The sequence below is a fragment of the Halorhodospira sp. 9628 genome, assembly GCF_022228075.1.
In the GTDB taxonomy this organism is placed as follows: domain Bacteria; phylum Pseudomonadota; class Gammaproteobacteria; order Nitrococcales; family Halorhodospiraceae; genus Halorhodospira; species Halorhodospira halophila_A.
The window spans coordinates 204,381-223,555 of sequence record NZ_JAJNRF010000002.1 but is presented as its reverse complement, the minus strand read 5'-3'; the positions used below and the strand labels follow the sequence as shown (position 1 = coordinate 223,555).

Annotated in this window: 20 protein-coding genes and 1 tRNA gene; 6 read left to right on the top strand and 15 right to left on the bottom strand. The window is 69.2% G+C overall.

What is annotated here, in order from left to right; translation table 11 throughout:
* Window positions 1–30: 30 nt before the first annotated feature.
* The 8 genes from ychF to LRG10_RS03465 form a co-directional block, all read right to left on the bottom strand.
* Entirely contained in the window at window positions 31–1,122 is a 1,092-nt protein-coding gene (gene ychF / locus LRG10_RS03500) for a redox-regulated ATPase YchF (protein ID WP_201169754.1), read from the bottom strand.
* Between the two features lie 68 nt (window positions 1,123–1,190).
* The gene (pth, locus tag LRG10_RS03495) at window positions 1,191–1,775 is read right to left on the bottom strand and encodes an aminoacyl-tRNA hydrolase (protein ID WP_238634714.1); all 585 of its coding nucleotides are present in this window, start codon (window positions 1,773–1,775) and stop codon (window positions 1,191–1,193) included.
* A gap of 7 nt (window positions 1,776–1,782) precedes the next feature.
* Entirely contained in the window at window positions 1,783–2,412 is a 630-nt protein-coding gene (locus LRG10_RS03490) for a 50S ribosomal protein L25/general stress protein Ctc (protein ID WP_201169758.1), read from the bottom strand.
* A gap of 25 nt (window positions 2,413–2,437) precedes the next feature.
* A complete protein-coding gene (locus LRG10_RS03485) occupies window positions 2,438–3,376 on the bottom strand; it encodes a ribose-phosphate diphosphokinase (RefSeq protein ID WP_201169835.1) in 939 nt (312 codons plus the stop codon).
* Between the two features lie 57 nt (window positions 3,377–3,433).
* Window positions 3,434–3,508, bottom strand: a tRNA-Gln gene (locus LRG10_RS03480).
* 12 nt (window positions 3,509–3,520) lie between these two features.
* A complete protein-coding gene (ispE, locus tag LRG10_RS03475) occupies window positions 3,521–4,387 on the bottom strand; it encodes a 4-(cytidine 5'-diphospho)-2-C-methyl-D-erythritol kinase (RefSeq protein ID WP_238634713.1) in 867 nt (288 codons plus the stop codon).
* Window positions 4,380–4,991, bottom strand: coding sequence for a lipoprotein insertase outer membrane protein LolB (gene lolB, locus LRG10_RS03470; RefSeq protein WP_201169761.1), 612 nt, complete (start codon window positions 4,989–4,991; stop codon window positions 4,380–4,382). Before lolB ends, ispE begins: the two co-directional genes overlap by 8 nt.
* Window positions 4,981–6,372: a tetratricopeptide repeat protein gene (locus LRG10_RS03465; RefSeq protein WP_238634712.1), complete on the bottom strand. Its 1,392-nt coding sequence runs from the start codon at window positions 6,370–6,372 to the stop codon at window positions 4,981–4,983. The genes lolB and LRG10_RS03465 overlap by 11 nt, the downstream gene beginning before the upstream one ends.
* A gap of 100 nt (window positions 6,373–6,472) precedes the next feature.
* Between LRG10_RS03465 and hemA the strand changes: the two genes are divergently transcribed.
* Together hemA and prfA are read left to right on the top strand one after the other, a co-directional pair.
* Entirely contained in the window at window positions 6,473–7,822 is a 1,350-nt protein-coding gene (gene hemA / locus LRG10_RS03460; protein ID WP_201169763.1) for a glutamyl-tRNA reductase, read from the top strand.
* Window positions 7,743–8,834: a peptide chain release factor 1 gene (gene prfA, locus LRG10_RS03455; protein ID WP_201241898.1), complete on the top strand. Its 1,092-nt coding sequence runs from the start codon at window positions 7,743–7,745 to the stop codon at window positions 8,832–8,834. Before hemA ends, prfA begins: the two co-directional genes overlap by 80 nt.
* Before the next feature lie 24 nt (window positions 8,835–8,858).
* Here prfA and dksA read toward each other — a convergent pair whose 3' ends face one another.
* From dksA to clpX, 3 genes are all read right to left on the bottom strand, one after another.
* Entirely contained in the window at window positions 8,859–9,293 is a 435-nt protein-coding gene (gene dksA, locus LRG10_RS03450) for an RNA polymerase-binding protein DksA (RefSeq protein WP_201169766.1), read from the bottom strand.
* A 109-nt stretch (window positions 9,294–9,402) separates the two neighbouring features.
* On the bottom strand, window positions 9,403–10,479 hold the full coding sequence (locus LRG10_RS03445; protein ID WP_238634711.1) for a 3-deoxy-7-phosphoheptulonate synthase: 1,077 nt from the start codon (window positions 10,477–10,479) through the stop codon (window positions 9,403–9,405).
* Between the two features lie 89 nt (window positions 10,480–10,568).
* Window positions 10,569–11,828, bottom strand: coding sequence for an ATP-dependent Clp protease ATP-binding subunit ClpX (gene clpX, locus LRG10_RS03440; protein WP_201169771.1), 1,260 nt, complete (start codon window positions 11,826–11,828; stop codon window positions 10,569–10,571).
* An 89-nt stretch (window positions 11,829–11,917) separates the two neighbouring features.
* On the opposite strand from clpX, the gene LRG10_RS03435 reads away from it, so the two are divergent.
* From LRG10_RS03435 to LRG10_RS03425, 3 genes are read left to right on the top strand one after another with little or no spacing between them, the layout of a single operon-like run.
* Window positions 11,918–12,178: a Trm112 family protein gene (locus LRG10_RS03435; protein ID WP_201169773.1), complete on the top strand. Its 261-nt coding sequence runs from the start codon at window positions 11,918–11,920 to the stop codon at window positions 12,176–12,178.
* A 26-nt stretch (window positions 12,179–12,204) separates the two neighbouring features.
* Window positions 12,205–13,050, top strand: a complete 846-nt coding sequence (gene prmC / locus LRG10_RS03430) for a peptide chain release factor N(5)-glutamine methyltransferase (protein ID WP_201169775.1) — start codon at window positions 12,205–12,207, stop codon at window positions 13,048–13,050.
* A complete protein-coding gene (locus LRG10_RS03425) occupies window positions 13,047–13,790 on the top strand; it encodes a molybdopterin-synthase adenylyltransferase MoeB (protein WP_201169776.1) in 744 nt (247 codons plus the stop codon). The genes prmC and LRG10_RS03425 overlap by 4 nt, the downstream gene beginning before the upstream one ends.
* Before the next feature lie 7 nt (window positions 13,791–13,797).
* Here the strand turns inward: LRG10_RS03425 and LRG10_RS03420 are convergent, their stop codons facing one another.
* The 4 genes from LRG10_RS03420 to gatC all read right to left on the bottom strand — a co-directional run bounded on the left by LRG10_RS03420 (window position 13,798) and on the right by gatC (window position 17,963).
* The gene (locus LRG10_RS03420; RefSeq protein ID WP_201169778.1) at window positions 13,798–14,688 is read right to left on the bottom strand and encodes an Hsp33 family molecular chaperone HslO; all 891 of its coding nucleotides are present in this window, start codon (window positions 14,686–14,688) and stop codon (window positions 13,798–13,800) included.
* The gene (gene gatB, locus LRG10_RS03415; protein ID WP_201169779.1) at window positions 14,685–16,124 is read right to left on the bottom strand and encodes an Asp-tRNA(Asn)/Glu-tRNA(Gln) amidotransferase subunit GatB; all 1,440 of its coding nucleotides are present in this window, start codon (window positions 16,122–16,124) and stop codon (window positions 14,685–14,687) included. Before gatB ends, LRG10_RS03420 begins: the two co-directional genes overlap by 4 nt.
* 80 nt (window positions 16,125–16,204) lie before the next feature.
* Window positions 16,205–17,659, bottom strand: a complete 1,455-nt coding sequence (gatA, locus tag LRG10_RS03410) for an Asp-tRNA(Asn)/Glu-tRNA(Gln) amidotransferase subunit GatA (RefSeq protein WP_201169780.1) — start codon at window positions 17,657–17,659, stop codon at window positions 16,205–16,207.
* A 16-nt stretch (window positions 17,660–17,675) separates the two neighbouring features.
* Window positions 17,676–17,963 (bottom strand): Asp-tRNA(Asn)/Glu-tRNA(Gln) amidotransferase subunit GatC, encoded by a 288-nt coding sequence (gene gatC, locus LRG10_RS03405; RefSeq protein ID WP_201169782.1) that lies wholly within the window; start codon window positions 17,961–17,963, stop codon window positions 17,676–17,678.
* 119 nt (window positions 17,964–18,082) lie between these two features.
* Here gatC and LRG10_RS03400 point away from each other — a divergent pair, with 119 nt between their 5' ends.
* Window positions 18,083–19,126, top strand: a complete 1,044-nt coding sequence (locus tag LRG10_RS03400; RefSeq protein WP_201169784.1) for a rod shape-determining protein — start codon at window positions 18,083–18,085, stop codon at window positions 19,124–19,126.
* The last annotated feature ends 49 nt before the right edge of the window (window positions 19,127–19,175 follow it).

Below are 19,175 nucleotides of genomic sequence, written 5' to 3'. Positions count from 1 at the left end.
GCCCGCTTTGCCGCCCCGAGGCGGGCAGTGTCAGACGTTGAAACGGAAATGCACCACGTCTCCCTCGTTGAGGACGTACTCCTTCCCCTCCAGCCGCCAACGCCCGGCATCCTTGGCACCCTGCTCGCCGTTGTAAGCAATGTAGTCGTCGTAGGCGACCACCTCGGCCCGTATGAAGCCGCGCTGCATGTCGGTGTGGATGCGGCCGGCCGCCTCGGGGGCGGTGGCGCCGCGGCGCACGGTCCATGCCCGGACCTCCTTCTCGCCAGCGGTAAAGAAGGTCTGCAGACCGAGTAGGTCGTAACCGGCCCGGATCACGCGGTTGAGCCCCGGCTCCTCGAGCCCGTACTCGGCCAGGAACTCGTCGCGCTCCGCGTCATCGAGCACGGCCAGCTCGGCCTCGATGGCGGCGCAGACCGGCACCACCCGGGCACCCTCGCTCTCGGCCAGGGCCTGGACGTCGGCCAGCAGCGGATTGTCGCTAAAGCCGTCCTCAGCCACGTTGGCGATGTACATCAGCGGCTTGAGGGTGATCAGGTGGTAGCCTTGCAGCTGCCGGCGCTCCTCTTCGCTGAATGCCTGGGTCCGCAGCGGCTGCCCCTCGTCGAGGGCCTGGCGGGCCCGCTCGAGTAGATCGCGCAGGCGCACCGCCTCCTTGTCACCACTCTTGGCGGCCCGCTCCTGGCGCTGCAGCGCCCGCGAGACGGTGTCCAGATCGGCCAGCGCCAGCTCGGTGTGGATGGTCTCGGCGTCGGCCCGCGGGTCGACGCGCCCCTCGACGTGGTGGACGTCCTCGCTCTCAAAGCAGCGCAGGACCATGGCTACGGCGTCGGTCTCGCGGATATGGGCGAGAAACTGGTTGCCCAGCCCCTCTCCGCGGGAGGCGCCGGAGACCAGACCGGCGATGTCCACGAACTCCATGGTGGTGGGGATGGTGCGCTCGGGGCGCACCAGCTCCGCCAGCCGGTAGAGCCGCGGATCGGGGACGGCTACGATGCCGACATTCGGGTCGATGGTGCAGAATGGGTAGTTCTCTGCCGGGATGTCGTTCTGGGTCAGGGCGTTGAACAGCGTCGATTTGCCGACGTTGGGAAGCCCGACGATGCCGCAGTTAAATCCCATGGCGCGATCCTGAAAGCGGTTGGGTGACTTGGAGGGCGCGTGCAGGCCGGCGGGCCGGCCCGTCTCCCCTAGGCGTGGAGCTGCTGGCAGGCGCGGTCCCACTCCCCGGCCAGCAGACGCGCTATCTCGTCGGCGGCGTCGTCGATGGCCCGTTCGAGCAGGCGCAGCTCGTCGGGGGCCGGACGGGAGAGGACGTGCGGGACCACCTGGTCCTTGTGCCCCGGGTGACCGACGCCGATGCGCAGCCGGGCGAATTCGGCGGTACCGAGGGTCGACTGGATGTGGCGCAGACCGTTGTGCCCGCCGTGCCCGCCGCCCCGCTTGAGCCGGACGCTGCCCGGTGGCAGGTCGATCTCGTCGTGGGCGACCAGGATCGCCTCGGGCGGGATCTTGAAGAAGTTCGCGAGCGCACCGACGGCCTGACCGCTGTGGTTCATATAGGTCATCGGTTTGACCAGCCGGCAGTCGTAGCCGTCGATGAGCACACGGGCACAATCGCCGCGGAACTTGGACTCTTCCCGCAGCTCGCCCCCGTAGCGACGGACCAGCTCATCAACAAGCCAGAACCCGGCATTGTGCCGGGTTCCAGCGTACTTGCTGCCAGGGTTGCCGAGGCCAGCGATGAGCCGGAAATTGCCTTCCCGGCCGGCCACTTCGGCGTTACTCGGACTCGGAGGACTCGGCCTCGTCGCCGCTGCTGGCGCCTCGCGTCTTACGAGTTGCCTGAACCGAGACCACAGGCGCATCGTGCCCCTCGCCCTGTTGCAGCGCCGCCGACTGGACCCCCTCGGGCAGCGTCAGCTCACTGATGTGGACCGCCTGGCCAACCTTGAGGCTGGAAACGTCGATATCGATATGCGGCGGCAGATCCTTGGGCAGGCAGACCACCTCGAGATCGAGCAGGTCGTGGTGGAGCACGCCGCCCTTCTTCACGCCCGGGGACTGCTCCTCGCCGTGGATGTGCAGCGGCACATGCACGGTGATCGGCTGGTCATCGCGAACGCGCTGCAGGTCGATGTGCTGAACCAGCGGTTTGAACGGATGGCGCTGCAGATCCTTGACGATGGCCTGCTCGGTCTCAGAGCCCATCTGGACCTGCAGGATCGTGGAGAAGAAGGACTCCTCCTCGAGCAGCCGGTAGAGCTGATCGTTCTCGAGCGCCACCGGTTGCGGCTCTCTGCCGGCACCGTAGACGACACCCGGGACGCGCCGGGCACGACGCAGACGGCGCATGGCGCCGCGGCCGGTCTCCGTGCGCGGATGCGCGTCGAGCCTCATTTCCACCGTCATGATTGGTTCCACTCCTGGTTGGGAATCACTCCACGAAGAGCTCGCTCACCGACTCGTCGTTGCTGACCCGACGCATCGTCTCGGCGAGGATCTCCGCGATACTCAGTTGTCGAATCTTCGGGCACGCGGCCGCTTGCTCGCCGAGCGGGATGCTGTCGCTGACCACCAGCTCGTCGAGCTCGGAGGCCGCGATCTTATCCACTGCGCTGCCCGAGAGCACCGGGTGGGTGATGTACGCGACCACCTTGCGTGCGCCCCGCTCCTTGAGGGCGCCGGCAGCCTGGCAAAGGGTGCCGGCGGTATCCACGATGTCGTCGACGATGATGCAGGTCTTGTCCTGCACATCGCCGATGATGTTCATGATCGAGGACTCGTTGGGCCGTGGACGGCGCTTGTCGATGATGGCCAGCTCGGCATCGTCGAGCCGCTTGGCCACCGCCCGCGCCCGGACCACGCCGCCAACATCCGGCGAGACCACCACCTTGCGCGGGTAGAGCTGACGCCAGATGTCACCGAGCAGGATCGGCGAGGCGTAGACATTGTCCACGGGGATGTTGAAGAACCCCTGAATCTGATCGGCGTGCAGATCCACGGTCACCACCCGGTCGTAGCCGGCAGCCTGCATCATGTCCGCGACCAGCTTGGCCGAGATGGGCACGCGCTGAGAGCGCGGGCGCCGGTCCTGCCGGGCGTAGCCGAAGTACGGGATCACCGCGGTGACGCGCGCGGCCGAGGAACGGCGCAGCGCGTCAACGATCGCCAGCAACTCCATGAGGTTGTCGTTGGCCGGCTGACAGGTGGACTGCACGACGAAGACGTCCTTGCCGCGGACGTGCTCGTTGACCTCCACCATGATCTCGTCGTCGCTGAAACGGCCGACCACCGCGTGCCCGAGGCGGATCTTCAGATGGGCAGCAATGGCCTCCGTCAGTTGCGGGTTGGAGTTCCCCGCAAAGACCATCATGGGTCCGTTTACTTGCACGGCTAGACGTCCACCTTACAACTCGGTGTGTAGCGGATATGGCTGGGGCGGCAGGATTCGAACCTGCGAATCCCGGTACCAAAAACCGGTGCCTTACCGCTTGGCTACGCCCCAGTTGTTGACAGGTCAGCCGGGGTGAGCCGCCGCCGCCAGCGCAGTGTGCAGCGGAGACCGTTCCACGGCCCGAGCGACGAACCCGGACCACCTCCCGGGCAGGCGCTCTAGGGCAGCTTGCGCTGGCTCTTCGGCCTGGAAGCCGACGAAACAGCAGCTGCCGGTGCCACTCATTCGCGCGTCGCCGTGCCGGGCGAGCCACTCGAGGGCTTCAGCCACCGCCGCCCAGCGGCCCCGGACCACCGGCTCGCAGTCGTTGCGAACGGCGCCGGCGCGAAGGTCGGCTATTGTGACCGGAGACGTATCGCGTGTCAATTCCGGTGCGCCAAAGACTTCGGCGGTGGAGATGCTCGCCCCCGGATCGACCACCAGGTACCAGCGGTTGCCCCCCGGCTCGGCGGGCATCGGTCGCAGGTGCTCGCCCACGCCTTCCCCCCAGGCACTGCGCCCACGGACGAACACCGGCACATCGGCGCCGAGGGCCAGACCGAGGCCCGCGAGCGCCTCCTCGCCCAGCCCGGCCCGCCACAAGTGGTTGAGGGCTACGAGCACCGTGGCGGCGTCCGAGGAGCCGCCGCCAACCCCGCCCCCGGCCGGCAGGCGTTTGTCCACATGGATATCCGCGCCGTACCCGCAGTCGGTGGCCACCTGCAGCGCGTGAGCGGCGCGCACGGTCAGGTCGTCCTCCGGGGCGACCCCGGGCAGATCGCTGCAACGCACGATGTACCCGTCGGAGCGCGGGCGCAACCAGATGCGGTCGCCATAGTCGAGCAGCTGGAAAGCCGTCTGCAGCTCGTGGTAACCGTCGGCGCGCCGACCGAGGACGTGAAGGAAGAGGTTGATCTTGGCCGGCGCCGGCCACACGCTCCACTCAGCCATCCCCGCGACTCCACCCCGACAGCGCCACCCGCATCTGCGTCGAGCCACTATGTAGATCCACGCGGCTGGGCAGGTCCATACCGTCCACTTCGGTCCAGCCCTGGAAGTCCACCTCCCAGCCGGCCTGCTCCAGCCGGTCCGGCCGACCGGCGCGATCCAGACTCAGCTCGTCCACCCCCAGGCCCGCGGCCGGACGGCCAACGATCCAGTCGCGCAGTGCAGTCACCGGCAGCCGGTGGCCGGTCTGCGCGGCCAGCAGATCCTCCGGGCTCTGCGCCGTGGCACTCTGCCCGGCGCCGTCGCGCAGGGTCACCTGACCCGGCTGGCCTTCGATGCGCACGGCACCGGCCCCGAAGGGCCCGGAGAGGTTGATGGTGTAGGACTCGCCCCGCTGCTGCCAGCGCAGGGAGAGGCTGACCGCCTCGCCGTCGGCGCGCAGGGCGGCGCGCCCCCTCACCGACCAGTCGCGCAGCTCGGCGCGCTCCTCCAGGAACGCCTCGTAATGCGCCTGCCGCTCGTCCTCGGGGACGAGCAGCGCGCAGCCCGAAAGCACTCCGACCGCCAGCAGCCCGGCAAGCAGCCGCGCCCCCCATCTACTCGTCATCCAGATCCACCTCGTAATCCTCCAACGTCCGCTCCAGAACCCGTCGGCCGCGTTCGGCGTCCAGCGCCCGGCGCCAAACCTGGCGCGCCTGCTCTCGCTCGCCGAGCTCCCAGAGCACCTCGCCCAGGTGGGCACCGATCTCGCCGTGGGGCTCCTTCTCGAAGGCGCGGCGCAGATAGTCCAGCGCGGCCTCCGGATCTCCCTCTCGGTAGAGCAGCCAGCCCTTGCTGTCGAGGAAGGCGGCGTTGTCCGGCTCCTGCTGCAGCGCGCGCTCGATCAGCTCGCGGGCCTCGGCCAGATCGCGCTCGGCATCGACCAGGGTGTAGCCCAGGGCGTTCTGGGCGTGGGCGTCGCCCGGATCTGCCTCGAGGACCCGACGCAGATCCTCCACGGCGCCGTCCACATCCCCGGTCTCCGCACGCACCAACCCGCGCCCGTATAAGAGGTCCTGATCGTCGCCGTCCGCCTCCAGCCCGCGCTGGTACGCGCCCAGCGCTGCCTCCGGTCGTCCGGCCTCGCGCAGCAGGTGCCCCTCCAGCAGCGCCGTGCGCGACGTCAGCGCCGGCTGCGTCTCGCGCACCCGCTCCAGGTGCGCCAGCGCGTCGTCGGTCTCCAGGGCGCCGGCGTGCCCGGCCTGGAAGGCAACCCGCAGCAGGGTCGCCCCGGCCTCGCGATCCGCTGGCGCGAGCTCGAAGGCCCGCGCGGCCGCCGCCACCGCCTTGTCGTCATCGCCGGCCCGCTCCGCCGCCGCGGCCAGAACCCGGTGCGCCTCTGGCACGTCGGCGTGGACCTCGGCCAGCTCGGCCAGCACGCGTGCAGCCGCTTCGGCGTCGGCCCCATGCCCGAGGAGCATGCCGAGCTGCAGGAAGGCCTGTCCCGCTGTCCCCGGCCAGCGCTCGATGGTCTTCTCCAGCTCTTCGCGCGCGGCAGTCTCGTCACCCCTGCGCAGGGCCAGCAGGCCGAGCAGCTGATGGGCCTCGACCCGCTCCGGGGCAAGCTCCCGCCAGCGCTCGGCGGCCTCGCGGGCCACGCCCTCCTCTTCGAGGACAAAGCTCAGCTGCACCGCCCGTTCGGCCACGCGCTCGTCGCGGCTGACTGCCATGGCCCGGGCGTAGTGGCTCAGGGCCTGGTCCAGCCGATCCCGGCGCACCGCGATCTCTGCAGCTAGCACATGGCGGATGGCCTCATCCCGTGGCGAGGGCTCCCACGGCTCGGCCTCAGGGGCCAGGGCAGCCGTCGGCGCTTCAGCGGGGGGATCGGTATCGGGCTGGGGGCCGGCACACCCGACGACCAGGGCGCAGACGGCCAGCGCGACACCAGGCCGCAGGCGGCGAAACGCCGGACAGCGGCCGCCCCTGGAGAATTCGATCGGATCGGGCATTTTTTCCGTGGGCGAGACGCTTTACCGAAGCGTCCGCATTTCGTAATAATCCGGGTTGACGCCTGATGGTGCCCTAACGAAGCCTAATGACGCCAGTCTCATGCCATTATTTGCAATTGGACTCAATCACGATAGTGCGCCAGTAGCAGTCCGTGAGAGCCTGGCGTTCAACGCCGAGGCCCTCGGGGACGCCCTGCAGAGCGCCCGCAGCGAGACCGGTGCCGACGAGGTGGCAATCCTCTCCACCTGCAATCGCACCGAGATCTACATCCGGCTGCCGCATACGGACCCCGAGGTGGTCATTGGCTGGCTGACCCGCCACCAGCGGGTGGATCTGCGCAAGGTCCGGCCCCACCTTTACGTTCGCCGCAGCACCGAGGCCATGCGCCACCTGATGCGGGTCTCGGCGGGGCTCGACTCCCTCGTCCTCGGCGAGCCGCAGATCCTCGGCCAGGTCAAGGACGCCTACCACAAGGCGGCCAGCGCCGGCTGCCTCGGCGCGGTGCTCGAGCGCCTGTTCCAGCACGCCTTCTCGGTGGCGAAGCAGGTGCGCACCGACACCGACATCGGCTCCAACCCGATCTCGGTGGCCTTCGCCGCCGTGACCATGGCCAAGCAGATCTTCGACGACTTCCCCAAGCGCACCGCGGTGCTGGTCGGCGCCGGCGAGACCATCGAGCTGGTCGCCCGCCACCTGGCACAGCAGGGGATTGGCCAGGTGCTCGTCGCCAACCGCAACGTCGAGCGCGCCAAACGACTGGCCGAAGCCCACGACGGCGAGGCCATGAGCCTCAACGACCTGCCGCGCCGTCTCCCCGAGGCCGACGTGGTGGTATCCTCGACAGGCAGCTCATTACCCATCCTCGGCAAGGGCACGGTCGAGCGGGCGGTACGCGCGCGCCGGCACAAGCCGATGTTCATGCTCGACCTGGCGGTACCGCGGGACATCGAGCCCGAGGCCGGCGAAATGGACGACGTCTACCTCTACACGGTGGACGACCTGCGCGGGGTAGTGGCCGAGAACATGCGCTCGCGCCAGGACGCCGCGACCCAGGCCGAGGCCATCGTCGAGCAACAGGTCCGGCACTATCTCGAGTGGCGCCGCGCCCGCGACGCCGGCGAGGCGATCCGTTCGTTCCGCAACCGGGCCGAGAGCTACGCCCGCGCCACCCGGGCGCAGGCGGCGCGGCAGCTCTCCCGCGGCGAGGACCCCTTTGAGGTGATCGAGTGGTTGACCCACACGCTCACCCGGCGGCTGGTCCACGCCCCCACCGTTGGCCTGCGGGCCGCCGCCGCCAGCGGCGACCGCACGCGGATCCAGCACGCACTGGAGACCCTGGCCATCGACCAACAGCTGGTAGAGAGGTCTAGTGAAGGCGACGATTCGCAACAAGCTGGAGCGGATGGCGGAACGGCACGAGGAGATCGGCGCGCAGCTGGCGGATCCTGATGTCGTCGGCGACCCGTCGAAATTTGCCGAACTTTCCCGCGAATACGCCCGGCTGGAACCCGTCGTCCAGGACCTGAACGCCTACCGCGAGGCGGCCGATGCGGTCGCCAACGCGGAGGCGATGCTCGACGACAGCGACGCCGAGATCCGCGCCATGGCCGAGGAGGAGGCCGACGAGGCGCGCCATCGGCTCGAGGAACTCGAGGGCCGGCTACAACGGCATCTGGTGCCCACCGACCCCGACGACCAGCGCAACGTCTTCCTCGAGGTGCGCGCCGGTACCGGCGGCGACGAAGCCGCGCTGTTCGCCGGCGACCTGCTGCGCATGTACCTGCGCTACGCCGAGCGCCAGGGCTGGAAGACCGAGATCCTCTCCGCCCGCGAGGGCGAGCATGGCGGCTACCGCGAGGTCATTGCCCGGGTCAGCGGGCGAAGCGTCTACGCCCGCCTCAAGTTCGAGTCCGGCGCCCACCGCGTCCAGCGGGTACCAGCCACCGAGTCCCAGGGGCGGATCCACACCTCGGCGTGCACGGTGGCCATCCTGCCCGAACTCGACGAGGTCAGCGGCATCGAGATCAACACCGCCGACCTGCGGGTGGATACCTTCCGCTCGTCGGGCGCCGGCGGCCAGCACGTCAACACCACCGACTCGGCCGTACGCATCACCCACCTGCCCAGCGGGCTGGTGGTGGAGTGCCAGGACGAGCGTTCGCAAAACAAGAACCGCGCCAAGGCGATGGCGCTGCTCCAGGCGCGCCTCAACGAGCAGGAGCGGGCCCGGCAGCAGTCGGAGCGCAGCGAACAGCGCCGCCTGGCGGTGGGGTCGGGGGATCGCTCAGAGCGGATCCGGACCTACAATTTCCCGCAGGGCCGGGTGACGGACCACCGCATCGGGCTTACGCTCTACAAGATCGAGCAGATCATGGAAGGGGGGATGGATGAACTCCTGGATGGACTGATCCAGGAGCACCAGGCCGAAGCCCTCGCCGAGATCGCCGAGGACTCCGGCTGATAAAACCGCGGCGCAGCGCGTGATCTAGGCCACGCGCTGGCGCTCGCGGATCTCCTCCAGCGACTTGCAGTCGATGCACATGGTCGCTGTCGGGCGCGCCTCAAGCCGACGCAGGCCGATCTCGACCCCGCACTGCTCGCAGTAGCCGTAGTCGCCCGTGCGGATGCTCTCCAGCGCCTGATCGATCTTGCGGATCAGCTTGCGCTCCCGGTCCCGGGCCCGCAGCTCCAGGGCAAACTCTTCCTCCTGGGTCGCCCGGTCCGACGGGTCGGCGTGGTTGTTGGCGTCGTCGCGCATGTGGTGAACGGTGCGCTCCACCTCCTCCTGGAGTTCGCGCTTCCACGCCAGAAGCAGCTGTCGGAAGTGCTCCAGCTGCTCGTCGCTCATGTACTCTTCGGTCTCGCCGGCCTGATACGGCTCAAAGCCCTTGACCGGCATCGCGTGTCTCGTCGGAGCCATACCGCGTCCTCCTCCCTTTGCGGCCCTCGCCGCCCTCAGCGAAGCGCTCGGGCTGTGCTCGCCAGAGCACTAGCCCGAGAGAAATACATCAGCATTTGCGCAGAGTCAACTACAGCAGTGCGCGCTCGCGCAGGCTGCCGCGCAGCTGCCCTGCGGCCTCCCGGAGGACCTGTTCGGTGGTCTCCCAGTCGATGCAAGCATCGGTGATGGACACCCCGTAGTCCAGCGTGCCCGGGTCGGCACCGAGCTTCTGGCTGCCCCATCCGATATTGCTCTCGAGCATCACCCCGACGATCGAGCGGTTGCCCTCGCGGATCTGACGGATGACATCCTCGAGGACCATCGACTGCAGCGCCGGGTCCTTGTTGGAATTGGAGTGGCTGCAGTCGACCACCACGCGCTGCGGCATGCCGGCCTTCTCCAGAGCCTGCTCGCAAAGGCGGATGCTCACCGAGTCGTAGTTCGGCTGCGAGCCGCCGCGCAGCACGACATGGCCGTACTGGTTGCCGCGCGTCCGGATGACCGTGATGCGCCCCTCCTGATCGATGCCCAGGAAGCTGTGGGGCGACGCTGCCGATTGCAGGGCGTTGATCGCCACCGTCTGGCTGCCGTCGGTGGCGTTCTTGAACCCCACCGGAGTGGAGAGGCCGCTGGCCAGCTCGCGGTGGGTCTGGGACTCCGTGGTGCGGGCGCCGATGGCGGTCCAAGAGACCATATCGCCGTAATACTGCGGCGCGTAGGGGTCGAGGGCCTCGGTGGCCGTGGGCAACCCCATGGCGGCGATCTCGCGCAGCAGCTCGCGCCCCATGCGCAGACCCTTGTCAATCCGGAACGAGTCGTCCATATCCGGATCGTTGATCAGGCCCTTCCAGCCCGTGGTGGTACGCGGCTTCTCGAAATACACCCGCATGACCACGTAGATGTAGTCGCTGAGCTCATCGTGCAGCGCCTTGAGCCGCCGCGCATAGTCGAGCGCCGCCTCGGGGTCGTGGATGGAGCACGGCCCGACCACGGCGAACACGCGCTGATCCTTGCCATCGAGGATATCCCGCAGGGCCTGACGCCCCTCCAGCACGGTCTGCCGGGCGGCATCCGTCAGCGGGACCTCGGCCTTGATCTCAGCCGGAGTCGGAAGACGCTCACCGTTGGCTACGTTGACGTCGTTGACGTTATCGCTCTCTTGCATGTCGGTCTCGAGTCGCCCCGCCCGCCGGCGGGTGGTGAATGGCTAGCCGATCAATAGTAATCGCGCTTGACTCAGACCATCAAGGAGCTTTAGACCGCGTGCCGCACCGCGGCCCGCCAGTAGTAGCCGGGCGAACCGCCGTGCACGGCGGCGGCGTCGATGACCAGCCGCACCACCTCGCCGCCGGCAGCGGGGACGGAGAACATCGGCTCGAGGAGCACCTCCTCGAGCACTGCACGCAGGGCGCGGGCCCCGGTGCCCCGCGCCTGCGCCCGCCGCGCCACCGCCTCAAGGCCGTCGGCGGTGATCTCGAGCTCACAGCCGTCGCGGGCGAACAGGAGCTGGTATTGACGGATTAGGGCGTTGCGCGGCTCGGTCAGGATACGGATTAAGTGCTCGGTGGATAGCGGCTGCAGGCACTCGACCACCGGCAGGCGACCAACCAGCTCGGGGACCAGGCCGAAACGCTGCAGCGCAGCGGCGCGATGGGCCATGGGCGCCGCCGGGCCAGTGGCGGCAGCGGTGAAACCCGCACCCGGGCGCTCGGCGGCGAGGGCCTCCAGGCCCTCGAAGGCGCCGCCGCAGATGAACAGGATCTGGCCGGTATCGACGGTAACCGGGCTGCCCTGGCACCCGGCGCTGGAGACCGTCACCCGGCGCCCTTCGAGCAGCTTGAGCAACGCCTGCTGCGCCCCCTCGCCGGCCAAATCGGGTCCGCCTTCGACCCCACCCCGGGCGGCGAGCTTGTCGATCTCGTCGATGTAGACAATGCCCCGCGCAGCCCGCTCCGGATCGGCGTCACAGGCCGCGAGCAGCCGCCCGATCACCGCTTCGACATCCTCGCCGGCGTAGCCGGAGGCGGTCAGCGTGGTGGCGTCAACGCTCACGAAGGGGACCTCGACGCAGCGCGCCAGGCACTCGGCCAGGTGGCTCTTGCCGGTGCCGCTGGGGCCGACAAGCAGGATGTTGCTCTTGCCCAGCTGCACCGACTCGCCGCGGGCGGCAGCGACCAGGCGTTTGTAGTGGTTGTAGACGGCGACCGAGAGGACCTTCTTGGCCTGCTCCTGACCGACGACGTAGTGATCCAGATAGCGGCGCAGCGACCGGGGCACCGGCAGGGAGGCGAGGATCCGCTGCTGCCGGCGCTCGCGATCGGCCTCCAGCGCTTCGTTGCAGCTGGCGATGCAGTGCTCGCAGATAAACGCCGCCTCGCCGCCGATCAGCGGCCCGGCGACCTGCTCATCGTGCCCGCAGAAGGAACAGCGCCGCTCGGTCTCCTCTGGCACACCCGGGATGCTCTCGGGGGCCTCGAGCCAGGCACCGGACACATCGCCACACCATCCCGGCATTGCACTCTCCCCGCTGCTCGTTTGCCATAGGCCTCACCCTGTTCCAACGGCAGGCCAGCAGGAACCTTGAGAGTGGTATACTCCCGTCCATGGATCGCAAACTACTCGACATCCTCTGCTGCCCGATCACCAAGCGCCCCCTGCAGCCGCTCTCGGCGCAGGAGCTGGAGGCGCTCAATCGCCACATCGCCGAGGGGCAGGCCCGCTACCTGGACGACACGGTGGTGGACGCACCACTGGACGAGGGCCTGATCACCGACAACGGCAGCCGTATCTACCGGGTGGATGACGGCATCCCGGTGATGCTCGAAGAGCGCAGCATCCCGGGCGCCACCGCCGGGCGCGGCTGAGCGGCGAGACCCCTGCGGGAGGGCCGGTGAGCGAGGCAGGGCGGAGCATCGGCCAGGCGCTGCGCGAGGGCATCGATGCGCTGCGGGCGTCGAGCGCGTCGGCGCGGCTTGATGCCGAGCTGCTTCTCGCCGAGGTCCTCGGTGTCGGCCGCAGCCACCTGTTCGCCTTCCCCGAGCGCCCGGTCCCCACCGCGACCATCGACGCCTACCGGAACCTGCTCACCCGTCGGGCCGCCGGTGAGCCCGCGGCCTACCTGCTGCGCCGCTGCGAGTTCCGCGACCTGTCGCTGACGGTGACCCCGGCAGTCCTTGTGCCCCGCCCCGAGACCGAACACCTGGTCGAGCAGGCCCTGGCTTGCCTGCCCGCCGGGGGCAGCCTGCTCGAGCTGGGCACCGGCAGCGGCGCCGTCGCCCTGGCGGTGGCCAGCGAACGCCCCGACGCCCGGATCACCGCCACCGAGCGCAGCGAGGCTGCCCTGGCCGTGGCGCGGGAGAACCGGCAACGCCTGGGACTGACGAGCGTGGAGCTGATCGCCGGTGACTGGGACGAGGGGGTGCCGGCCGGCCCCTTCCAGGTCATCGCCAGCAACCCACCTTACGTCGAGACCACCGCTCCGGAGTGGACCAACGGCGGCCTCGGGCACGAGCCGCGCGAGGCGCTGGCCGCCGGCTGCGACGGGCTGGCAGCTATCCGCAGCCTGCTTGCACCGGCTGCCGGAGAGCTGGCCCGGGGCGGCTGGCTGATGCTCGAGCACGGCGCTGCCCAGGGCGAGGCCGTGCGCGGGCTGTTCGCCGCCGCCGGGCTGGAACAGGTGCGCACCGAGCGCGACCTGGCCGGACTCGAGCGACTGACGCTGGGGAGACGACCGTGAACGACGAGCAGCTGCTGCGCTACAGCCGGCAGATCATGCTGCCGGAGCTCGATATTGCCGGGCAGCAGCGCCTGGCCGGCAGCCGGGCGCTGATCGTGGGCGCCGGCGGGCTGGGCTCGCCGCTGGCCCTCTACCTCGGGGCCGCCGGGGTGGGCGAACTGCGCATCGCCGATGACGACACCGTGGACCTGTCCAACCTGCAGCGCCAGATCGCCCACCGCCACGACGCCATCGGCCAGCCCAAAGCGACCTCAGCGGCGCGGGCCGTCGCCGCTCGCAACCCGGAGATCACCCTCTCGCCGCTGCAGGAGCACCTCGAGGGCGGGCGCCTGAGCGCTGAGGTGGCCGCTGCCGACGTGGTCATCGACGCCACCGACAACTTCGCCACCCGCTTCGCCCTCAACGCCGCCTGCGTGGCGGCACAGCGGCCGCTGGTCAGTGCCGCGGTGATCCGTTGGGAGTTGCAGGTCACCGCCTTCCGCCCCGGCGGACGACCCTGCTACCGCTGCATCTACGCCGAAGGGGATGAACCGCAGCTGACCTGCAGCGAAAGCGGGGTGCTCGGCCCCCTGCCCGGCGTGGCAGGGACCCTCGAGGCGGTGGAGGCGATCAAGATCCTCTCCGGCGCCGGCGACCCCCTCTTCGGCCGCCTGCTGCTGATCGACGCCCTGCGCATGCGCCTGCGCACACTGACCGTGAACGCCGACCCCCACTGCCCGGTCTGCGCCGACGCGGCGTAGACCCCAGTCAGTGGTAGCTATCGCTGCCCGGGGCAGCGTTGGCGTCGCTGAGCACCTGCGCCACATCGACCCGGTCGTAGCTGTAGGTGGCGCCGCAGAACTGGCAGCGCACCTCGACCACACCCTCCTCGGCGAGCACCTGCTCGACCTCCTCGCGGCCGAGACCGCGGAGGATGGAGGCGATGCGGCCGGCCGAGCAGCGACACCGGAAGGCGAGCGTGCGCGGCTCGAAGACGCGCACGGTCTCCTGATGGAAAAGCCGGTGCAGGACATCGTGCGCCGGCCGCTCGAGCAGCTCGCGATCGGTCAGCGTCTCGGCCAGGTAGCCGATGCGATCCCAGGCGTCGGGATCCGCCTCGGTGGGCTGCGTGCCGCCACTGGCGGGCAGCCGCTGGTGCAGCAGCCCACCGGCCCGCCGGCCGTCGCAGGCCAGGTGCAAGCGGGTGGGCAGCTGCTCGGAATCCCGGAAGTAGGCTTCCAGCGTGGCCGCCAGACCACCGTCATCGATGCCGACTACGCCCTGATAGCGCTGTCCCTCCTCCGGCTCGATGGTGATGGCCAGGCGGCCGCCGGCGCACAGCTCGGCGAGGCCGCCGCGGGCGGGTTCGCCCTCGTAACGGGCGGTTCCGCGGAGGGTCCCGTCGGAGGCGTCCACCTGGGCCAGCAGCATGGACACCGCCGCGCCCTCGCCCCCCTCGACCTGGAGGCTGAGCACACCGTCGGAGCGGATGGTGGCACACATCAGCGCCGCCGCAGCCATGGCTTCGCCGAGTAGACGCGCCACCGCCGGCGGGTAGTCGTGGTGCTCACGAACGGCGGCGAACACCTGATCCAGCTGCACGATCTCGCCGCGTACGTCCGCGTTCTCGAAGATGAAGCGTTGACTGGCGTCGCTCACGATCCGTCCAGCTTTCTCTTGAGTAGCTCGTTGACCTGCTGCGGGTTGGCCTTGCCGCCGGAGGCCTTCATGACCTGCCCGACGAAGAAGCCGAAGAGCTTCTCCTTGCCCGCACGGTACTGCTCGAGCTGCTTCGGGTTGTTGGCGATGGCCTCGTCGACTAGGGCCTCGATGGCCGAGGTGTCGGTGACCTGCTTGAGGCCCTTACTCTCGATCACCTCGTCCGGCTCGCCCTCGCCGGCCCACATGGCCTCGAAGACATCCTTGGCGCCACGGCTCGAGAGGGTCTCGTCCTCGACCCGGGCCACCAGCTTGCCGAGCATCTCCGGGGTGACCGGCGAGTCGCCGATCTCCCGACCATCCTTGTTGAGGTAGGCGAGCAGCTCGCTCATCAGCAGGTTGGCAGTGCGCTTGGCGAAGCCGCCGGACTCGCTGACCGCGTGCTCGAAGTAATCGGCCATGTCCCGGGTGGCGGTCAGCACGCCGGCGTCGTAGGCCGGCAGGCCGTACTCCTCCTCGAAGCGCCGGCGCTTCTCGTCCGGCAGTTCGGGCAGGGTCTCGCGCACCTCTTCGACCAGCGCCGAGTCCACCTCCACGGGGAGCAGGTCCGGCTCCGGGAAGTAGCGGTAGTCGTTGGCCTCCTCCTTGGTGCGCATGGAGCGGGTGACGCCCTTGTCGACGTCGTAGAGGCGGGTTTCCTGGACGACTTCACCGCCGGACTCGAGCAGATCGATCTGCCGCTCGACTTCGTACTCGAGGGCCCGCTCGACGAAGCGAAAGGAGTTGAGGTTCTTGAGTTCGGCGCGGGTGCCGAAGGCTTGCTGCCCGGCCGGACGCACCGAGACGTTGGCGTCGCAGCGGAAGGAGCCTTCCTGCATGTTGCCGTCGCAGATCTCCAGGTAGCGCACCAGGGCGTGGAGCTTCTTCATGTAGGCGGCGGCCTCGGCCGGCGAGCGCAGATCCGGTTCCGAGACGATCTCCATCAGCGGCGTCCCCGCGCGGTTGAGATCCACCCCGGTCATGCCGTGGAAATCCTCATGCAGGGACTTGCCGGCATCCTCCTCGAGGTGGGCACGGGTGATGCCGATGCGCTTGCCGACGCCGTCCTCGAGTTCGATGTCCAGCTGACCACCCTCGACGATGGGCAGGTCGTACTGCGAGATCTGATAACCCTTGGGCAGATCGGGGTAGAAGTAGTTCTTGCGCGCAAAGACCGACCGCGGCGCGATGCGCGCCCCGACGGCCAGGCCGAACTTGATGGCCATGCGCACCACCTCGCGGTTGAGCACCGGCAGCACCCCGGGCATGCCGAGGTCCACCGGACAGGCCTGGGTGTTCGGCTCGGCGCCGTAGGCGGTCGGCGCGCCGGAGAAGATCTTGGTGCGGGTCGCGAGCTGCGCGTGGATCTCGAGACCGATGACGGTTTCCCACTTCATGGGTGCGGTCGCTCCGTAGGCTTTGGGCGCGTCGAGCGGACGCGGGCGTGGGTTCTAGGGTATCCGGGGTCGCCCCGCATCTACTCGAACCCTTCAGGGACCTGCTTGTGCCAGTCCGTAACCTGTTGGTACTTGTGCCCGACGTTCAGCAGCCGGGCTTCGTCGAAGTAGCCGCCGATCAGCTGCAGCCCCACGGGCCGGCCGCGCGAGAAGCCGGCGGGGACCGACAGGCCGGGCAGGCCGGCGAGGTTCACCCCGAGGGTGTAGATGTCGGAGAGATACATCTGCACCGGGTCATCGGCGCGCTCGCCCAGATCGAAGGCCGGGGTCGGCGAGGTGGGCCCGGCCAGCACGTCGACCTGCTCCAGCGCCTGGCGGAAGTCGTCCGCCACCAGGCGGCGGATCTGCTGCGCCTTGCGGTAATAGGCGTCGTAATAGCCGGCGGACAGCGCGTAGGTGCCAACCAGAATGCGGCGCTGGACCTCGTCGCCGAAGCCCTCGGCACGGCTGCGCTTGTAGAGATCCTCCAGATCCTGCGGGTCAGCGCAACGGTGGCCGAAACGCACGCCGTCAAAGCGCGCCAGGTTGGACGAGGCCTCGGCCGGCGCGATGACGTAGTAGGCCGGCAGGGCCAGCTCCATGTTGGGCAGCTGCACCTCGACGAGTTCGGCGCCCTCGCCCTCAAGCACCTGCAGGGAGGCCTCGACCCGGGAGCGGACGTCGGGATCGAGCCCCTCGCCGAAGAACTCCCGCGGTACGCCGATGCGCAGCCCCTTGATTGAGCGGTTGAGCGACTCGCTGTAGTCGGGCACCACATGGTCGACGCTGGTCGAGTCGCGCTCGTCCAGGCCGGCCATCGGACCAAGCAGCAGCGCCAGGTCCTCGGCAGTGCGTGCGAACGGCCCGGCCTGATCGAGGCTGGAGGCGAAGGCCACCATGCCGTAGCGCGAAACGCGGCCGTAGGTGGGCTTGAGTCCGCAGATCCCGGAGAGTGCCGCCGGCTGCCGGATCGAGCCGCCGGTGTCGGTCCCCGTGGCAGCCGGGGCCAGGCGCGCCGCCACAGCGGCGGCCGAGCCGCCGGAGGAGCCGCCGGGGACCGCGTCCAGGTCCCAGGGGTTGCGCACCGGACCGAAGTAGCTGGTCTCGTTGGACGACCCCATGGCGAACTCGTCCATGTTGGCTTTGCCGAGCATGACCACGCCGGCCTCGGCCAGACGCCGCACCACGGTGGCGTCGTACGGCGCACGAAACGGCTCAAGCATGCGCGAGCCGCAGGTGGTCGCCACCCCGTCGGTACAGAAGATGTCCTTGTGGACCAGCGGCACGCCGGTCAGTGGCCCGGCCTCGCCGGCGCGCAGCCGGGCGTCGGCGGCGTCCGCGGCAGCTCGGGCCTGCTCGGCGGTGACGGTGATCAGGCTGTTGAGCCCGGGGTCGTACGTCTCGATGCGCTTGAGCAGGGCATCGGTGAGTTCACGGCTGGAGACTTCTCCGGCGTGCAACGCCGCGGAGATCTCGGCAACGGTCTTCTGGTGCATGGGTGTTCGGCTTCCGTTACTCGACGACGCGGGGGACGAGGTACAGGCCGGCCTCGACGGCCGGCGCCCCGGACTGATAGTGATCGCGCAGGTTGGGCTCGGTGACCTCGTCCGGGCGCAGGCGCTGCGTGGCATCCCAAGGGTGGGCCATAGGCTCGACGCCCTCGGTATCGACGCTTGCCATCTGCTCGACGAACTCCAGGATCCCCGTCAGGTCGCGGGCGTACCCGGAAACCGCCCCGTCGTCGATCCGGATGCGGGCCAGGTGCGCGATCTGCTGCACCTCATCTGCCTCGATGGCCATAGAGCCTTTCTCCCCATAACTGGCGCGATAGCAACCGTAAAACCTACCATAGCCCCGAGCTTGCCCAAACCCCGGGGCACTGCTAGATTGAGCCACCTTCGACCTTAGGAACGCTGGGCATGTTTAAGGGTATCCGCGGACTCTTCTCCAACGATCTATCCATCGATCTTGGCACGGCCAACACGCTGATCTACCTGCGCGGTCAGGGCATCGTCCTGAGCGAGCCGTCGGTGGTCGCCATCCAGCAGGATCGCGACGGCGGCAGCAAGCGCATCGCGGCGGTCGGCGCCGAGGCCAAGCGCATGCTCGGGCGCACCCCGGGGACGATCCGCGCCATCCGGCCCCTGAAGGACGGCGTCATCGCCGACTTCACGGTGACCGAGAAGATGCTCCAGCACTTTATCAAGAAAGTGCATGAGGCCCGCTTCTTCAAGCCCAGCCCGCGGGTGCTCGTCTGCGTGCCGTGCGGCTCCACGCAGGTCGAGCGCCGGGCCATCCGCGAGTCGGCGGCCGGCGCCGGGGCCCGCGAGGTGCACCTGATCGAGGAGCCGATGGCGGCGGCGATCGGCGCCAATATGCCCGTCGACGAGGCCAGCGGCTCGATGGTGCTCGATGTCGGCGGCGGCACCTCGGAGGTCGCGGTGCTCTCGCTCAACGGCATCGTCTACTCCGCCTCGGTCCGCCTCGGCGGCGATCGCTTCGACGAAGCCATCGTCAACTACGTCCGTCGCAACTACGGGATCCTCATCGGAGAAGCCACCGCCGAGCGCATCAAACAGGAGATCGGTACCGCTTTCCCCGATACCGAGGTCAACGAGATCGAGGTCCGCGGCCGCAACCTGGCGCAGGGCGTGCCGCGCAGCTTCACCCTGAACTCCAATGAGATCCTCGAGGCGCTCCAGGAGCCGCTGTCCGGGATCGTCTCGGCGCTCAAGACCGCTCTGGAACAGACGCCGCCGGAACTCGGCGCCGACGTTGCCGAGCGCGGTATCGTGATCACTGGCGGCGGTGCGCTGCTGCGCAACCTCGACCGGCTGATCATGGAGGAGACCGGGCTGCCGGTGGTCGTCGCCGACGAGCCGCTGACCTGTGTCGCCCGTGGCGGTGGCCGGGCCCTGGAGCTCATGGACGAACGGGGCGCCGATCTGTTCGTCAGCGAATAGACGAACCACCGCAGCTGCAAACCCGGGTGGGGCCTGCGTTAGACTGGCA